The following is a 16867-nucleotide window of genomic DNA, read 5'->3' as shown; positions in this document are numbered from 1 at the left end:
GAAGACGGCACCGTGATCGTGACCAAGGGCGACACCATTACCGCCGAGCAGGCCGATCTGGCCGAGCAGCACGGCAAGCTGGGCGCGCTGGCGACCACTGCCACGGGCGGTTCGATCTCGGACGCCTACGGCAATATCGCCGAGGCTTCCAGGGAGCGTCAGAAGGAGTACGTGATCGGCAAGGCCGCCGGGAGCGATCTGCTGGCCGAGGACGGCTCTACCATCGTGACCAAGGGCCAGATCATCACCGCCGAGCAGGCGGACCGCGCCGAGCAGGACGGCAAGCTGACCACGCTGGCCACCAGCGCCACGGGCGGCGTCATTATCGCGTCTGCGGGTCAGGCCCGTGACCGCGTGCAGGGCGGCTTCGACGACATGCGCAACGCCACTGCCGAGCGTCAGAAGACCTATGTGGTGGGCAAGACCGCCAGCCAGGACGTGTCCACCGACGCGGGCGAGACCATCGTCTACAAGGGCGGCGTGATCACCGAGTATCAGGCCGAGCGCGCCGAGCAGACGGGCAAGCTGGGCGCACTGACTGCCGCCGCGATCTCCAGCGGTATGCAGGGTGGACGTGGGGACGAAGTGGACCCCGGCAGCCCCGAGGCCGCCATTGGCCGCCGCGCCAAAACCGAGGTTCGCGGTCCCAGCGGCAGTCTGGTGGCCGCACAGGGCCAGATCGTCACGGCGGCGATTCTGGAGCGTGCCCAGCATCTGGGCGTTCAGGAGCAACTGCTGGCCGCCACCGTGGGCCGCCCGGCACAGGCAGGCGGCACCGACACCCGCGCCGCCCTGGCCGGTGGCCTGGAGAACGTGTCCAGCGGGGCCAGCAACCTGTTTGACCGCGCCAAGGGCTGGCTGGGCGAGCGCCGCGAGGACGCCGAGACCGCGCTGGACGAGCGCCAGCAGGCCGCCCACGAACAGAAGATCAAGGACGCCCTGGGCCGCCCGGTCAACCGCGTGATCCTGGCCCCCGACGACAGCATCATCCTGAATCTGGGCGAGATCGTGACCCACAAGGCCGTGCAGCTTGCCACAGACGGCGAAGTGCTGGACATCCTGCTGGACAGCGTGAGCATGGAAACGCCGGACATCAACCCGATGAACAGCCGTCCCGCCGAACACGGCAAGGGCGCGCTGGAGAGTCAGACGGACCTGGGCAAACAGAACATGCCTGACAGCGATCCCAGCACGCAGAGCTAAACACCCCTCGCGCTCAGGAACCCCCTCCCCACGGTGAGGGGGTTTTTGCTATCGGGAAATCCGGCAGCGGCCCCCGGCGGCGAATGGGAGACTGGCCCTCGTGCCTGCTGCGGACCGGGCCTATGCTGGCGGACATGGTTGAAACGCTGATTGGCAACACGCCGCTGGTGCAACTGCGCCGCGTGACGGAAGGCGGCATGGCCGACGTGTTCGTGAAACTGGAGGGCCAGAACCCCGGCGGCAGCATCAAGGACCGCACGGCGCTGGGATTGATCGAGGACGCCGAGCGCAGCGGACGCCTGAGGCCCGGCGGCACCATCGTGGAACCCACCAGCGGCAACACCGGCATTGGGCTGGCGCAGGTGGCGGCGGCCAAGGGCTACAAACTGATCCTGTGTATGCCCGCCCAGATGAGCGAGGAGCGCAAGCGAACGCTCAGAGCCTACGGCGCAGAACTGGTGCTGACCGATCCCGCGCGCCGCATGCTGGCCGCCATCGAGGAAGCTGAGCGCATCTCGGAGGAAACCGGGGCCGTGGTGATGGGCCAGTTCACCAACCCCGCCAACCCCGCTGTCCACGAGCGCACCACCGGCCCGGAACTGTGGCAGCAGATGGAAGGCCGCATTGACGCCTTCGTGTACGGCAGCGGCACAGGCGGCACCATCAGCGGTGTGGGGCGGTTCCTCAAATCCCAGAATCCAGACATTCAGATCATCGCCGTGGAACCCGCCCGCAGCAATGTCCTGAGCGGCGGCGAGCGCGGCGAACACGGCTTTCAGGGCATGGGGCCGGGGTTCATTCCCGATAATCTGGACCGGGGCATCATTGACCGCGTGATTACGGTCTGGGAGGAGGACGCCTACCCGCTGGCCCGCCGTCTGGCCCAGGAGGAAGGCATCTTTGTGGGCATGAGCAGCGGGGCCAATGCCTGGGCCTCGTTAAGTGTGGCCCGTGAACTGGGCGAGGGAAAACGGGTTGCCACCATCGCCTGCGACACCGGGGCGCGTTACCTGACCACGGCGCTGTTCAGCGATCAGACCGGGACGCCGCCGGGGTACACACCGTACTCGCGCGAACGGGTGCCGCAGGAAGGGCAGAGCTGACCGCCCGTCCAGCCGCCTGGGACAAATTAGTGAGTCGTCTAAGCATTCATTTGTAGAGAATTCTACAATCTCTTAAACTTTTCCCATGCTGACCAAGAAGCTCATCGCCGAGGCCATCGGCACCTTTGCCCTGCTGTTCGCGGGCATGCTCTCCATCGCCAACGACGCGACGTTGCTGGGTGTGGCCTTCGCGCACGGGCTGGCGATTGCCGTGATGGCGATGGCGCTGGGCACGGTCAGCGGCGGGCAATTTAACCCCGCCGTCAGCATTGGCCTGAGCCTGACCGGACACCAGAAATGGAGCGACACGCTGGCCTTTATTCCGGCGCAGTTCGTCGGCGGTATCCTGGGGGCTTTCGCGGCTGTGGCGGTGGCCGGACAGGAGGCGATGGTCAGGGGTGGATACGGCGCGGCGGCCCTGGGCAACGGCGTCAGCGTGGGCGGCGGACTGCTGGCCGAATTCATCACCTCCGCGTTCCTGGTCCTGGTGATCGTGAAGGTGGCCATTCACCAGAAAAGCGTGCTGGGCGGCCTGGTGGTGGGTCTGACCATCGTGGTGGGTATTCTGGCCGTCGGCCCCATCAGCGGCGCGACCATGAACCCGGCCCGCGCGCTGGGAGCGGCAGTGGCAGGCGGCACCTGGGCCAACATGTGGATTTACTTCGTGGGGCCGATTCTGGGCGGCGCAGTGGGGGCGTGGCTGGCCAATTACACCGAGGACCTGCGGCCCAAACCCGTGCCCGTGGGCGAGATGAACTGAACGCAGGCCCCCCACTCCAGCCCTCTCCCGCGTGGGGAGGGCTTTTTTTGTCCCCTTTTTATCCACGCCCTGCCCGCTACTATGCCCGCATGACCTCTCAACCTCGGCTGGTCCTCGCAGGCGGTTCCGGCTTTCTGGGGCGTGCGGTGGCGCGGCATTTTGCGGCTCTTGGCTGGGACGTGTTGACGGTTTCCCGCTCACCGTCCGCCGTGCCCATGCCGGGGCGCTGGGAGCGCTGGGACGGACTCCGGCAGGGCGAGTGGAGCCGTGAGATTGACGGGGCCGCCGCCGTGCTGAATCTGGCCGGGCGCACCGTGAACTGCCCCTACAACGCGCAGAACATGCTGGACATCTACACCTCGCGCCTGGACACCACGCGGGCGCTGGGCACGGCGATCCGGGACGCCGCAACGCCCCCGCCCGTGTGGCTGAACAGCAGCACCGGGACCATCTACCGCAGCGCCCAGACCCCCCAGACCGAGGCGGTAGGTGAGATCGGAGACGGCTTCAGCGTGGATGTGGGTCAGCGCTGGGAGGCGGCCCTGATGGAAGGGGAGTTGCCCCACACCCGCCGCGTGGCTCTGCGAACCGCGATGGTCTACGGCCTCGGCGCGGACGGCGTGATGGCCACCACCGATCCGCTGATGCGCCTGGGCCTGGGCGGCCCGATGGCCGGGGGCGCTCAGTACGTATCGTGGATTCACGAGCGCGATTTCTGCCGTGCGGTGGAGTTTCTCATCGGGAATGACCTGAGCGGTCCCGTCAACCTCAGTGCGCCCCATCCCTTGCCCAACCGCGATTTTCTGCGGGCGTACCGCCACGCCTGGGGAATGCCGCTGGGCATTCCGTCCACCGCCGGGCTGATCGGGCTGGGCGCAAGGGTCATGAACTCCGAGGCCGAACTGCTGCTCAAGAGCCGCTATGCGGTGCCGGAGAGGTTGTTAAAGGCGGGCTTCCAATTTGAATTCCCAGCCTGGCCGGGGGCGATTGCCGCGCTGGTGGCCGAGGTGCGGGAAGTGGGTCATGCGGCCCGCTAGGGTTGCGCTGATCACCGTTGGAGTCGTGGCGCTGGTGGCCGCACTCTCCGCCTGCTCGGACGTGCGCTATCTGGCGCAGGCGGCGGGGGGACAACTGGACCTGCTCCAGCGGGCGCGGCCCATTGCCGATGTGCTGGCCGACCCCGCCACCGACGCGGAGGTGCGCCGCAAGCTGGAGCTGGTGGGCCGGGTGCGCGCCTTTGCGATGACTGAGCTGGGCCTGCCTGATCACGGCTCGTTCCTGAAATACGTGGACGTGGGGCGGCCCGCCGTGGTCTGGAACGTGTTTTCCGCGCCGCCCGACAGCATTCACCTGCGAACCTCCTGTTTTCCCATCGCGGGCTGCGTGACCTACCGGGGCTACTTCCGCGAGGCTGCCGCGCGGGCCTACGCCGACAAGCGCCGCGCGGCAGGGGACGATGTGAGCGTGGGCGGCGTCAGCGCCTACAGCACGCTGGGTTACCTGAAAGACCCGGTGCTGTCCACCATGCTCAGTTCCTCCGACGCCAACCTGATCCGCACCGTTATTCACGAACTTGCGCACCCGGCGCTGTACGTGAAAGACGACACCGTGTTCAACGAGTCCTTTGCCACCGCCGTTGAAGAGGCGGGCATGCGCCGCTGGCTGAAGGAGTACGGCACTCCCGAACTGGCCGATGCGGATCGGCTGGCGCAGGAACGAGCGGCGGGCTTTGAGAAACTGCTGCTGCAAACACGCGGCGAACTGGAAGCCCTGTACGCCCAGAAGCTCCCCGCTGCCGAGGTCCAGACCCGCAAGGCTGCTGTTATCCAGACCCTGAATGACCGTTACGCCACCTTGAAAGCGGGCTGGGGCGGCTACGCAGGTTACGACGGCTGGTTTGCGCGTGGGGCCAACAACGCCTCGCTGGGCGCGGTGGCCGCCTACGCAACATTGGTGCCGGACTTCCTGGCCCTGCTAGAGCGCAACGGGGGCGATATCCCCGCATTCATCAAGGCAGCGGCTGAATGCGCCAAGCGCCCGAGTGCCGAGCGGCAGGCGTGTTTGAAGGGTGAATAGGAAAACGTGACTGGCACACGTCTATCGGCCCATCGCCAGCCCCTGAAATCCCAGCCCACCTGAAGAAAACCTGACGGCTCCCGCGTGTCCCGCCCCGCGTCTGAAAGAATGCCGCCATATGTGGACCCTGGTTCTCAACAGCGGCAGCAGCAGCCTCAAATTCGCCGTGATCGATCCGGCCTCCGGTGAAACGCGCATCTCCGGGCTGGCCGAGCGGCTGGGTGCGGAGGCGGCGTCCATGCGGCTGGACTCGGATGGTGTGCGGCAGACCCATTTCCTGAACGGCGGCAGCTACGCCGAGGCCATGCGGCTGGTGCTGGCCGAGCTGGACGCGCTGGGTCTGCGGCAGGACGTGCGGGCCGTGGGCCACCGCGTCGTTCACGGTGGCAGCCGATTCAGCGCCCCCGCCGTCATTACCCCCGAGGTGCTGGAGGCCATCCGCGATTGCGTGCCACTGGCCCCGCTGCACAACCCGGCGAATATCGCGGGCATAGAGGCGGCCATGAACGCCTTTCCGAGGCTGCCACAAGTGGCTGTCTTTGACACCGCCTTTCATCAGACCCTGCCCGAAGTCGCCTACCGCTACGCCGTGCCGGAGGAGTGGTACCGGCAGCACGGCGTCCGGCGCTACGGCTTTCACGGCATCAGCCACGCGTTTGTGGCCGGGGAGGCGGCGCGGGTGCTGGACCGTCCAGTTTCAGACCTCAATCTGATCACCGCCCACCTGGGCAACGGCTGTAGCGTCACTGCGGTGGCAAGCGGGCGCAGCGTGGACAGCAGCATGGGCCTGACGCCGCTGGAGGGTCTAGTCATGGGCACCCGCAGCGGCAACGTGGACCCCGGCCTGCACGATTATCTGGCGCGCGTTTCGGGCCTGACCCTGACCCAGATCACGGCGGCCCTGAACCGTGAGAGCGGGTTGCTGGCCCTTTCGGGGTTGACCAACGACATGCGCGAACTGGAGGAAGCGGCGGCGCGCGGACATGATGGCGCGCGGCTGGCGGTAGAAATCTTCGTCTATCGGCTGGCGCAGGGCATTGCAGCAATGGCTGTCGCTCTGGGCCGCGTGGACGGTCTGGTCTTCACCGGAGGCATCGGGGAGAACAGCGCCACGGTGCGCGCGGCGACGCTGGCCCGCCTGCCTTTCATGGGGTTCAGGCTGGATGAGGCCACCAACGCAGCAGCCGTGCGCGGCCAGAGCGGCTCAATCAGCGTCCCAGACAGCCTCCCCGCGCTGGTAGTCAACACAAACGAGGAATGGATGATCGCCCGCGAGACGGTGCAAGTCCTGACGGAAACAGCCCGCTGAGCGCACGCTTCTAAAATTTCTTCCACGCCCGAAACGAGAGCTTTTTGCCCCTCCCCACCTGCGGGGGAGGCTGGGACTGGTACAGCTCCGCAGGAGAGGGGGGAAACGCAAACGCCTTCCCAGCGCCACCAGAACGAAATACCTTCCACTCTCAGACCTTTAGACCCCTCCGAAGGAGGAACCCATGAAAACCCTCTTCATCGCCCCCACCCGCAACGCCGTGGGCCTGTCCAGTACGGCGCTGGGCCTGACCCGCGCGCTGGAACGGCAGGGCCTGAAAGTCGCCTTTCTCAAGCCCATCGCCCAGACGCACGAAAGTGCCACCGACGACAGCGTGCATTTTGCCCGCGTGCTGGCGCACCTGAAGACCCCCGATCCGATTCCCCTGTCCAGGGCCGAGGACCAGCTCAGCCACGGCGCGGAAGAGGAATTGATGGAGAACGTGATCGCCCTGTCGCGTGCGGCCACCGACGGCGGCGGCGCGGACGTGCTGATCGCCGAGGGGCTGGCCCTGACCGAGCGCAACGTCTATGCGGGCGCGTTGAACGCCTCGCTGGCCCGCAACCTGGAGGCCAGCACCGTTCTGGTCTCCAGTCTGGCGGGGGTGACGGCGGGAACGCTGGCCGACGAACTGGAAATCGCCGCCCAGAATTACCGCCGCAGCGACGGCACCGGGCTTTCCGGGTACGTGCTGAACTTTGCGCCGCCCACCCTGGACTTCGGTGGTCTGATGTCCGAACTGCGGGCGCGCAGTCCTCTCCTTGCCAGCGGAGAACTGCCGCTGCTGGGCGTGGTGGCGCAGTCGCCCGCGCTGGCTGCCCCGCGCACGCTGGACGTGGCCCGCTATCTGGAGGCCGAGGTGCTGAACGAGGGCGAGGCCCAGCTCAGGCGCGTCACCAGCACCGTGGTCACCGCCCGCACGGTGCCGCGTATGGCCCATCTGTTCGTGCCCGGCGCGCTGGTGGTCACCCCCGGAGACCGCGAGGACGTGATCATGGCCGCGTCGCTGGCGCACCTGAGCGGCGTGCCGCTGGCGGGCCTGATGTACACCTCGGACAGTGGGCCGGAGGACAGCATCGAGCGGCTGTGCCGGGCATCCCTGACCTCCAGTCTGCCCGTCATGCGCGTGAAGACCAATTCCTTCAACACCGCCTCGCGGCTCTCGCGCATGGACGCCCGCGTGCCGCACGACGACACCCAGCGCATGGACCACACGCTGGACTTCATCGCGGACCGCCTGGATCTGGCCGCCCTGAAAACCCGCATCCGCACGCCGGACGTGGTGGGCGAGCGCCGTCTTCCCCCCAGCGCTTTCCGCTACGAGCTGATCCAGCGCGCCCGCGCCGCCAACAGGCGCATCGTGCTGCCCGAGGGCGACGAACCCCGCACCATCCGCGCCGCCATCCGCTGCGTGGAAAAGGGCATTGCCCGCCCGCTGCTGCTGGCCTCGCCCGAAAAGGTGCGTCAGGTGGCCGATGGACTGGCCCTGATCCTGCCGCCGGGCCTGGAAATCATTGACCCGGATACCATCCGCTCCAATTACGTGGCCCCGATGGTGGAATTGCGGAAGAGCAAGGGCCTGACCGCCCCGCAGGCCGAGGCGCAACTGGAAGACACTGTGGTGCTGGGCACCATGATGCTGGCGCTGGGCGAGGTGGACGGTCTGGTGTCCGGCGCGGTCCACACCACCGCCAACACCGTGCGCCCGGCCATGCAACTGATCAAGACGGCTCCCGGCGCGGCGCTGATTTCGTCTATCTTCTTCATGCTGATGCCCGAGCAGGTGCTGGTCTACGGCGACGCGGCCATCAACCCCAACCCCAACGCCGAGGAACTGGCCGACATCGCCATCCAGAGTGCCGACAGCGCCCTGGCCTTCGGGATCACGCCGCGCATCGCCATGCTGTCCTACAGCACCGGGGAGAGCGGCAGCGGCGAGGACGTGGAAAAGGTGCGCGTGGCCACCGGTCTGGTGAAAGAACGCCGCCCTGACCTGCTGGTGGACGGCCCAATGCAGTACGACGCCGCCAGTGTGATGAGCGTGGGCCGCCAGAAAGCCCCCGACAGCGAGGTGGCAGGCCGCGCCACCGTGTTCATCTTCCCCGATCTGAACACGGGCAACACCACGTATAAAGCGGTGCAGCGCGCGGCGGGCGTGGTGGCGGTGGGGCCGATGCTTCAGGGCCTCCGCAAACCCGTGAACGATCTGTCGCGCGGGGCGCTGGTGGACGACATCGTGTACACCATCGCGCTGACGGCGATTCAGGCGGCGCAGGGGGAGGCGGCGCAGGCGGAAGCGGTACGAGGTCAGGAGAGCGAAGGGCAGTAAGAAGAACGCGACGCTGCCCAGACCTAGTGGTACAACTCCGCCCGACTCAGGGGCACACTCGCCTGCCTTTCCTCATCCGGCTTGGCCAGCAGGCTCTGAAAGATGCTCAGGTGGCCCTTCTGGAAGTAGTACGACGTGGCCCCCAGATAGATGCGCCACAGCCGGAAGCGTTGCTCGCCCAGCGCGGCCAGTGCCTCGGCCCGGTGCGTTTCCAGATTGCCCGCCCAGTGGCCCAGCGTCAGGGCGTAGTGTTCGCGCAGGTTTTCCACGTCGCGCACTTCAAACAGGGCTTCGCTGGCGTGTTTCAGGGTTTCCCAGACGGGCAGCAGTTCGCCGTCCGGGAAGACGTACTTGCGGGCAAAGTTGCCGCTTTGCAGCCACATCGGCACCCGTGCCTGCCCGATGCCGTCGCTGATGGCGTGGTTCAGCATCAGCCCGCCGGGCTTCAGGGCCGCGTAGGCGGTGCGGAAGTAGGTGGGCATGTTCTTGCGGCCCACATGCTCGGCCATGCCGACGCTGCTGATCTTGTCGTACTGGGCCTGCCCAGTCCCCAGCACATCGCGGTAATCGCGCAGTTCCAGCGTCACCAGATGTTCCAGCCCCGCCGCCTTCACCCTGGCAACGCCCTCCGCGAGTTGCGCCTCGGACAGCGTGACCCCGTGAACCCGCACGCCGTAGTTTTGCGCGGCGTAGATCGCCAGACCACCCCAGCCGCAGCCGATGTCCAGCAGATGCTCCCCCGCCTTGAGCCGTAGCTTGCGGCAGATGTAGTCCAGCTTGGCTGCCTGCGCCTCGTCCAGCGTCTCGGTCCCGCTAGGAAAGTAGGCGCAGGAATAGACCATCCGTTCGTCCAGCCACAGCTTGTAAAAGTCGTTGGACACGTCGTAGTGGTACTGCACGGCCTGCTGATCGCGCCCCCGGCTGTGCTGCTCTCCCTCCAAACTGGCGGTGACGGGAGCGGCGGCTGGCCCGGAAGCGCGGCGCAGGGTCTGAACCGTTCTCAGCAGTGCCGGAGCCTGGGCCATCTTGAAGGCCGCATCAAAATCGTCGGCAATTCCGGCGATGGTGCCGATGTCGCCCTCGATCTCAAAGTCGCCGCGCAGGTACGCCTCGCCCAGCGCCAGATCCACTGGCAGCCGCAGCATCCGGCCCAGGGTCTGTTCGCTGTTCACGGTCAGGGTGGCGCGGCTGGGCCGGGTGGCGGGAATGACCGTGCCGTCCCACAGCCGCACCTCAAAAGCACGCCCGCTGGGCAGCACGGCCCCCAGCAGGTGCAGCGCGGCGGCGCGCAGTTCGGGGGCAGTGGGCGGGGGCCGCGTGGCCCGGCGCACGATCAGGGCCGTGCCGAGGCTAGCAGCGGTTAAAAGTAAGCGGCGGCCAGAGCGTGAAGGGCGAGGAGAAGACATGGCCCACGCTAGCGCGCCGGGACGTATGGATGGGTGGGAGTGGAGGCGCAATTCTCTTTTCCGCTCATTTCTGCCATCCCGCACGGAGGCTTTCCTGGCGAGATCATTCGCCACTCTTCAGCGGCGCTGAGACTTGAAAAAATCCTTGCGCTTGATCTTGACCATGCGCCCGTCGGGGTGATGCCAGACAATGCCTTCCATCTCTGGACGTGCTTCCAGATACGTCTTCAGGCCAGCAAAATCAAGTGGGGCATCATTTAGGTGTTCCTCGCCATGTCGGATCAAAACGTGTTGTACAAGCCCTTCGGGGTTTCCCTGAACTTTTGGCCCGATCAGTTCATAGGTGCCGTCTGGCAAAGCAGCGCTGGCACTGGCCCAGGCTTCGCGGTGAAAGGCGTCATTCGGCCCGTCGTCCACGGGCACCCAGCCCGGGTGATGGCCGGTGACTGGATCGGGTTCCTGTGCAGCCTCGAAGCCGGACGGCGGCGTGCGGCCTTTCTTGGCGTCATAGCGTTTGAGCAGTCGCCCATCACGGACCAGACAACTGGTGCCGTCCCATTTTCGGGTTGCCACGCCCTCTCCGGTTAGGACCCATTCGGCCCCCGGTACCACCTCGTCCCTGACCAAACGGTCCGTTTCGTAGTTGCGCTGAAATAGGCTCAGAATTTTTTGCATGTGCTTCTCCTCAGAAACAGTCTGGCAGATCATCAACAATTGGAATTGCGTCATCTGGCCTACCCACAGAAAAACCCCCGTCACACCGGACGGGGGATTCTCTGCTCAGCCTTGCCGAAAAACAGCTTCGTTTACAGCGAGATCAGGAACGGGTCTTCCAGCGCCTCGGCAATGAATCGCACAAAGCGGGCCGCATCTGCTCCGTCGATCAGGCGGTGATCGTAAGTCAGGCTCAGGGGCAGCATGTTGCGCGGCTCGAAGGCGTTTGTTTCCTTGTTCCAGACCGGCTCCAGGCCGCCGCGCGAGACGCCCAGAATGGCGACTTCGGGGCTATTCACAATCGGGGTGAAGGCGTGCCCGCCGATGCCACCCAGGTTGGAAATGGTGAACGTGGCCCCCGACATCTCATCGGGCTTGAGCTTGCGTTCGCGCGCCCGGCCTGCCAGCTCGGCCAGCTCCAGCACCAGTTCGGTGATGCTCTTGCGGTCCGCGTCCTTGACCACCGGGACCAGCAGACCCACCGGGGTATCCACCGCCACGCCGATGTTCACGTAGTCCTTGAAGACCACCTGCTGCGCTTCCAGATCCAGGCTCGCGCCGAACTTGGGGAACTGGCGCAGGGCGTTCGCCACGACTTTCATCAGGATGTGGGTCATGGTCAGCTTGCCGCCCGCTTTCTCCACCCGCGCGCCGAAGCGTTTGCGGGTCTCTTCCATCGCGGTGACATCGGCCTTGTCGAAATGGGTGACCATCGGCACCGTGGTCCACGAGGCGGTCATGGAGCGCACGGTGGCCTTGCGGATGCCGGACATGTCCTCGCGCTTGACCGTGCCCCACTTCTCGAAATTGGGCAGTGGCGCGGCCTGAATCTGCGCTGGAGCGGCGGGCGCATTGCTGGCGGCAGGAGTAGCGGCGGCGACGGGCTGCACGCTGGGCGTTCCGGCGGTGCGGCGCACGTCTTCCTCGCTGATACGTCCGGCGATCCCGGTGCCGTGAACGTCGTGGATGTCCACGCCGATCTCGCGGGCCATGCGGCGCACGCTGGGGGCGGCGGGAACAACCGTGCGCCCGTCGTAGGTCTGGGTGTTGTAGGGACGCTGCGCGCCGGGGGCCTGGGTCACGGCTCCTGCGGCGGCGGGCAGCTTGTCGTGATTGCCAGAAGCGGCGCGAGCCTGCTGACCCTGCGGCGCGGCCTGCGCCTTCTGCGATTCCTGCTGCGCCTGTGCCACACGGTTGGCTGTGGCTGGGTCAGAGGCCGTGGCGCTGGATTCCACGTTCGCCGCCTGATCGCCGCCGCCCTGGGTTGCTGGAGTCTGGCTGACCGGGGCGCTGGCCGCAGAACCGCCCGCACCGCCCGACAGCGTGAGGATGGTGCCGCCCACGTTCACGGTATCGCCCACCGCCACGCCGATGCTTTCCACCGTGCCGCCCGCGCTGGAGGGAACCTCGATCACGGCTTTGTCGGTCTCGATCTCGATGACCGGATCGCCCTCTTTCACGGTGTCGCCCACCTTGACCAGCACGGTCACGACGGTTCCCTTCTCGATGTTGTCGCCCACATCGGGCAGCGCAACAACCGTGCCGCCGCCGCTGGAGCTGGCTGGGGCAGACTGAGCCTGCTCGCCCGCCTGCGCCTTCTGGGATTCCTGCTGGGCCTGCGCCACGCGGTTGGCCGTGTCCGGGTCAGAGGCGGTGGCGCTGGATTCCACGTTCGCAGCCTGATCGCCGCCGCCCTGCGCTGGAGCTGCTGCTGCCGGAGCCGCTGGAGCTGCGCTGCCGCCGCTCAGGGTCAGGATCACGCCGCCCACGTTCACGGTGTCGCCCACGTTGACCGACACGGCTTCCACGGTGCCGCCCTCGCTGGCGGGGACTTCAATGACGGCCTTGTCGGTCTCGATCTCGATGATCGGATCGCCCTCGGCAATGGTGTCGCCCGCTTTGACCAGCACGGTGACGACGGTTCCCTTCTCGATGTTGTCCCCGACGTCGGGGAGTTTCAGTTCTGTCGCCATTTGGAGGCTCCTTGGGTTGTGGTTCTGATTTGAGTTGTGTGTTGGTAGGACGGCTGCGCCGTTCACCCCCCTCCCAGCCTCCCCCGCAAGGGGGGAGGAGCTAAAAGATGGGTCAGCGCAGGACGGGCGCGGCGCGTTCTGGATCAATGCCCAGATCGGCAATCGCCTTCGCCACCACGTCGCCCTTGACCTTGCCGTCACGCTGGAGGGCGTACAGGGTGGCCACGACGACGTGCTTGGCGTCCACCTCGAAGAAGTCGCGCAGTTCGGCGCGGCCCTCGCTGCGGCCAAAGCCGTCGGTGCCCAGGGTCCACAGCTTGCGGTCCAGGTGACCGTTCAGACCGTCCGCGCCCAGCTTGACGTAGTCGGTGACCGAAACCAGCACGCCGGGGGCGTTGTCGGTGGACAGTTGCTGGGACAGGTAGCTCACTTTCGGTTCGTCGGTGGGGTGCAGCATGTTGTGGCGCTGGGTCAGCAGGGCGTCCTGATGCAGTTCCTTGTAGCTGGTCACGCTCCACAGGTCCGCCGCCACGCCGTAGCCCGCCAGCATCTCCACGGCTTTCTGCGCGGCGTCCATCGCGGGTCCGCTGGCAAGAATCTGGGCGCGCAGCTTGGCCTTCTTATTGGCGTTGCGCTGGAACAGGTACATGCCCTTGAGAATGCCGTCGTGGATTTCCTCGTGGGTGCGTCCGTCGTCGGGCATGGCGGGCTGAATCTCGTTCTCGTTGTCCACGGTGATGTAGTAGAACTCGTCGATGCCGTCCACGTACATGCGCTGAATCCCGGCCTCGATGATCACGGCCAGTTCGTAGGCGAAGGCCGGGTCATAGGTTTTGAGGTTCGGCACCACGTAGCCCTGCAAGTGGCTGTTGCCGTCCTGGTGCTGGAGGCCCTCGCCGTTCAGGGTGGTGCGCCCGGCAGTTGCGCCCAGCAGGAAGCCGCGCGCCTTCTGATCCGCCGCCGCCCACACCAGATCACCGATGCGCTGCATCCCGAACATGGAGTAAAAGACGTAGAAGGGAATGGTGGGCACGCCGTGGTTGGCGTAGCTGGTGGCGGCGGCGATCCACGAGGACATCGCGCCGTCTTCCGTCAGACCTTCTTCCAGCATCTGACCGTCGATGCTTTCCTTGTAGACCATCAACGAGCCGCTATCAACGGGGGTGTAGGTCTGACCGCGCGGGCTGTAGATGCCGATGCGCGGCACCAGCGCGTCCATGCCGAAGGTGCGGGCCTCGTCGGGCACGATGGGCACGATCAGTTTGCCGATTTCCTTGTCGCGCAGCAGCTTGCTCATGATCGAGACGGCGGCCATCGTGGTGGAGACCGGACGGCCCTTGCTGCCGCCCGCGAATTCCTCGTAGAACTCGCCGGTGGGGACGGTGGGGTGCGGGTACTCCACCTTGCGCGAGGGAATCAGACCGCCCAGCGCGGCGCGGCGTTCCAGGGCGTACTTGACTTCCGGGCTGTCGGGGCCGGGGTTGTAGTACTCCAGTGCCCCCACCTGCTCGTCGGTCAGGGGCAGTTCCAGCAGGTTCCGCAGGGCGATCAGGCTGGCCGTGTCCAGCTTCTTGACGTTGTGGGCCACGTTGCGGGCCTGCGCGCTCTCGCCCAGGCCGTAGCCCTTGACGGTGCGCGGAATGATGATGGTGGGGCTGCCCTTGTGTTCGGTGGCGGCCTTGTAGGCGGCGTAGATCTTGTGAACGTCGTGGCCGCCCCGGTTCAGCAGTTCCAGATCGGCATCACTCCAGCCCTCGATCAGGCGCTTGAGTTCGGGGGTGTTGAAGAACTTCTCGCGCAGTTCCTTGCCGCCGAAGGCCGCGTACCGCTGAGATTCGCCGTCCACCAGCAGCTCGAAGCGCTTGACGATGGTGCCGTTGTAGTCCTTTTGCAGTAGCTCGTCCCACTTGCCGTCCCAGATCACCTTGATGACATTCCAGCCTGCGCCCCGGAACAATGCCTCGAACTCCTGGATGACCTTGGAGTTGGCGCGCACCGGGCCGTCCAGGCGCTGAAGGTTGGCGTTCAGCACGAAGATCAGGTTGTCCAGGTTCTCGTAGGAGGCAAAGCGGATCGCGCCGATGCTCTGTGGCTCGTCCATCTCGCCGTCTCCCAGGAAGGCCCAGACTTTTGCATCCCCCTTGGGCTTGAGGCTGCGGTTTTCCAGGTACTTGATGTACCGCGCCTGATAGATCGCCTGGATCGGGCCGAGGCCCATGCTGACGGTGGGGAATTCCCAGTAGTCGGGCATCAGCCAGGGGTGGGGGTAGCTGGCGAGGCCGGGGCCGTCCGGGGACAGTTCACGGCGGAAACGGTTCATGCGGCCCTCGTCCCAGCGGCCTTCCAGGAAGCTGCGGGCGTACACGCCGGGAGAAGCGTGGCCCTGGAAGAACACCAGATCGCGGTCCTGCCCGGCTTCCGGCCCCCGGAAGAAGTGGTTAAACCCGACTTCCAGCAGTTCGGCGGCGCTGGCGTAGGTGGCGAGGTGGCCGCCGATACCGTCGCTGGCCTTGTTGGCGCGCAGCACCATGATCACCGAGTTCCAGCGGATCGCGTTGCGGAACTTCAGCTCCAGCGCCTCGTTGCCGGGGTATTCGGGCTGGGCCTCGACATCAATGGTGTTGATGTACGGCGTGTTCTGCTTGAATTCAATCGGCGCGCCCTGAAAATAGGCGTAGTGATCGAGTTCGGTCAGCAGTTCCGCCGCGCGGTTGTCCCCGGCGTCGGCAAACACATAGGCCAGTGAGTCCAGCCACTCCTGCGTTTCCACGCTGTTGAGGGAATCGCGGTCCTGCGGAGGAAGTCCCGCACGCGGCGGGCGGTTGGGCGGCTGTTTTGTCATGGGGCCAGTCTAGGCCACCCCGTTCAACACTTCCAACAGGCGTTTGTCACGCGATTCACCAGACGCGGTGGTGAGTGCAGCTTTGCGGTTTCCTGGCCCCCTGCCGCTGCCATACTGGGGACATCAATGCAGCAGAACCCGTACAGCGGTCACGGCGTGAGCGCCCGCAAAGGCCAGACGCTGGCGCGCACGCTGGGGGCCGGGGAGTATTCGCTGGTGGTGGACAATGGCGCGGCAGACGGCTGGTACTTCCTGTCGCTGGCCGGGTTGGAGAAGGGTGGGGGAACGGCGGCGGGGCGTGAGGGGTTGGCGAGGTTTGGGGTGTGTGGCGAGCTGAAAATTGCCAATAAATATGAGTTTATTGGTGTGTGTAGTCACCTGTTAAGTTTTAAACAAGATATCGTGTATTTTAAAATTGTAAGAAGTCAATAGGAAAGTCGAGATCTTTGAATCTGACTTAGGAGAGAATAATTATGGTTCCAATAGATATAGTTGCTGCTTTGACCCCAATTATTACTGCCAAGTTGGAGTCTTATATCAATTCAAGTCTTGATAAAGTCAACTTGAATTTACAGCGTAAGTCTGAGATATCGGCTAGTATTTCTGACTATAGCAACAGGACTTATCAAAAACTTTATTATTTAAAAACAATTATATATCAAGACAAGTCATTTCCACTCCTAGATTTGTACCATCCTTTAAAAGTTATCGCTCTTGGCGAGGTGGATTCGACCGAAATTAATTCAAACTGTCTCTTTTTTTTAGAAGAGCATGATAAAATACTTATTACCGATTATGCTGGTATGGGGAAATCCACCATCTCAAAATTTATGTATCTAACTGACCTTACGCGCTACGATTTGAAGACTCCATGAAATCATCAGGATTTCTTGCTTCGCACTGCGGCGACGCAAACTGGGGAGGTGACTCGCCGGATGATGGAACTGTACAGCGATTTCTTGATCTCCTCGTTCGGTCAAACGAGTGCCACCATGCTCGCCCAGTTGCTGCTGGGGGAAGTCAGTCACGATCAGGTCACTCGTTTTTTGCGTCAGGAAGAGGCTTTTTCCCGTACGCTCTGGAAACTGGCAAAGCCGTTGGTCAGGCAGATCGAGCAGGAGGACGGAACGCTGAGTGTCGATGACTGTGTGA

At 65.0% G+C, this 16867-nt stretch carries 12 protein-coding genes and 2 pseudogenes; 10 read left to right on the top strand and 4 right to left on the bottom strand.

Features of this window, described 5'->3' with window-relative positions:
• The 7 genes and pseudogenes from Q319_RS0118250 to pta all read left to right on the top strand — a co-directional run.
• Nucleotides 1-1203: pseudogene (locus tag Q319_RS0118250) on the top strand (PRC-barrel domain-containing protein); the annotation flags it as partial.
• Between the two features lie 134 nt (nt 1204-1337).
• A complete protein-coding gene (gene cysK, locus Q319_RS0118245) occupies nt 1338-2306 on the top strand; it encodes a cysteine synthase A (RefSeq protein WP_029483885.1) in 969 nt (322 codons plus the stop codon).
• An 85-nt stretch (nt 2307-2391) separates the two neighbouring features.
• On the top strand, nt 2392-3066 hold the full coding sequence (locus Q319_RS0118240) for an MIP/aquaporin family protein (protein WP_029483884.1): 675 nt from the start codon (nt 2392-2394) through the stop codon (nt 3064-3066).
• An 89-nt stretch (nt 3067-3155) separates the two neighbouring features.
• Nucleotides 3156-4103: an epimerase gene (locus tag Q319_RS0118235; protein ID WP_029483883.1), complete on the top strand. Its 948-nt coding sequence runs from the start codon at nt 3156-3158 to the stop codon at nt 4101-4103.
• Nucleotides 4090-5142 (top strand): aminopeptidase, encoded by a 1053-nt coding sequence (locus Q319_RS0118230; protein WP_029483882.1) that lies wholly within the window; start codon nt 4090-4092, stop codon nt 5140-5142. The genes Q319_RS0118235 and Q319_RS0118230 overlap by 14 nt, the downstream gene beginning before the upstream one ends.
• Nucleotides 5143-5260: 118 nt before the next feature.
• A complete protein-coding gene (locus Q319_RS0118225; RefSeq protein WP_029483881.1) occupies nt 5261-6451 on the top strand; it encodes an acetate kinase in 1191 nt (396 codons plus the stop codon).
• Between the two features lie 184 nt (nt 6452-6635).
• Nucleotides 6636-8780, top strand: a complete 2145-nt coding sequence (pta, locus tag Q319_RS0118220) for a phosphate acetyltransferase (protein WP_051655537.1) — start codon at nt 6636-6638, stop codon at nt 8778-8780.
• A 23-nt stretch (nt 8781-8803) separates the two neighbouring features.
• On the opposite strand, the gene Q319_RS0118215 is transcribed toward pta, so the two are convergent.
• The 4 genes from Q319_RS0118215 to aceE all read right to left on the bottom strand — a co-directional run bounded on the left by Q319_RS0118215 (nt 8804) and on the right by aceE (nt 15715).
• Complete coding sequence (locus Q319_RS0118215) at nt 8804-10186, bottom strand: SAM-dependent methyltransferase (protein ID WP_029483879.1); 1383 nt, start codon at nt 10184-10186, stop codon at nt 8804-8806.
• 117 nt (nt 10187-10303) lie between these two features.
• Nucleotides 10304-10861, bottom strand: coding sequence for an RNA ligase 1 family protein (locus Q319_RS0118210; protein WP_029483878.1), 558 nt, complete (start codon nt 10859-10861; stop codon nt 10304-10306).
• Nucleotides 10862-10992: 131 nt separating this feature from the next.
• Nucleotides 10993-12873, bottom strand: a complete 1881-nt coding sequence (locus tag Q319_RS0118205) for a 2-oxo acid dehydrogenase subunit E2 (RefSeq protein ID WP_029483877.1) — start codon at nt 12871-12873, stop codon at nt 10993-10995.
• Nucleotides 12874-12985: 112 nt separating this feature from the next.
• The gene (gene aceE / locus Q319_RS0118200) at nt 12986-15715 is read right to left on the bottom strand and encodes a pyruvate dehydrogenase (acetyl-transferring), homodimeric type (protein WP_029483876.1); all 2730 of its coding nucleotides are present in this window, start codon (nt 15713-15715) and stop codon (nt 12986-12988) included.
• A gap of 126 nt (nt 15716-15841) precedes the next feature.
• Between aceE and Q319_RS0118195 the strand changes: the two genes are divergently transcribed.
• From Q319_RS0118195 to Q319_RS0118190, 3 genes and pseudogenes are all read left to right on the top strand, one after another.
• A complete protein-coding gene (locus Q319_RS0118195; RefSeq protein ID WP_029483875.1) occupies nt 15842-16147 on the top strand; it encodes a hypothetical protein in 306 nt (101 codons plus the stop codon).
• Nucleotides 16148-16188: 41 nt separating this feature from the next.
• A complete protein-coding gene (locus Q319_RS27365; protein WP_156039441.1) occupies nt 16189-16590 on the top strand; it encodes a hypothetical protein in 402 nt (133 codons plus the stop codon).
• Between the two features lie 48 nt (nt 16591-16638).
• Nucleotides 16639-16867 (top strand): annotated as a pseudogene (locus tag Q319_RS0118190) (IS701 family transposase); the annotation flags it as partial.

The organism is Deinococcus marmoris DSM 12784 (assembly GCF_000701405.1).
GTDB lineage: Bacteria > Deinococcota > Deinococci > Deinococcales > Deinococcaceae > Deinococcus > Deinococcus marmoris.
The sequence above is the reverse complement of the archived record's forward strand: the minus strand, read 5'-3'. Positions and strand labels throughout refer to the sequence as shown.

Bases quoted from the DNA above. Each gene is read 5' to 3' on its own strand.
- cysK (WP_029483885.1), top strand. From the start codon at position 1,338: ATGGTTGAAACGCTGATTGGCAACACGCCGCTGGTGCAACTGCGCCGC.
- Q319_RS0118240 (WP_029483884.1), top strand. From the start codon at position 2,392: ATGCTGACCAAGAAGCTCATCGCCGAGGCCATCGGCACCTTTGCCCTG.
- Q319_RS0118235 (WP_029483883.1), top strand. From the start codon at position 3,156: ATGACCTCTCAACCTCGGCTGGTCCTCGCAGGCGGTTCCGGCTTTCTG.
- Q319_RS0118230 (WP_029483882.1), top strand. From the start codon at position 4,090: ATGCGGCCCGCTAGGGTTGCGCTGATCACCGTTGGAGTCGTGGCGCTG.
- Q319_RS0118225 (WP_029483881.1), top strand. From the start codon at position 5,261: ATGTGGACCCTGGTTCTCAACAGCGGCAGCAGCAGCCTCAAATTCGCC.
- pta (WP_051655537.1), top strand. From the start codon at position 6,636: ATGAAAACCCTCTTCATCGCCCCCACCCGCAACGCCGTGGGCCTGTCC.
- Q319_RS0118215 (WP_029483879.1), bottom strand. From the start codon at position 10,186: ATGTCTTCTCCTCGCCCTTCACGCTCTGGCCGCCGCTTACTTTTAACC.
- Q319_RS0118210 (WP_029483878.1), bottom strand. From the start codon at position 10,861: ATGCAAAAAATTCTGAGCCTATTTCAGCGCAACTACGAAACGGACCGT.
- Q319_RS0118205 (WP_029483877.1), bottom strand. From the start codon at position 12,873: ATGGCGACAGAACTGAAACTCCCCGACGTCGGGGACAACATCGAGAAG.
- aceE (WP_029483876.1), bottom strand. From the start codon at position 15,715: ATGACAAAACAGCCGCCCAACCGCCCGCCGCGTGCGGGACTTCCTCCG.
- Q319_RS0118195 (WP_029483875.1), top strand. From the start codon at position 15,842: ATGCAGCAGAACCCGTACAGCGGTCACGGCGTGAGCGCCCGCAAAGGC.
- Q319_RS27365 (WP_156039441.1), top strand. From the start codon at position 16,189: ATGGTTCCAATAGATATAGTTGCTGCTTTGACCCCAATTATTACTGCC.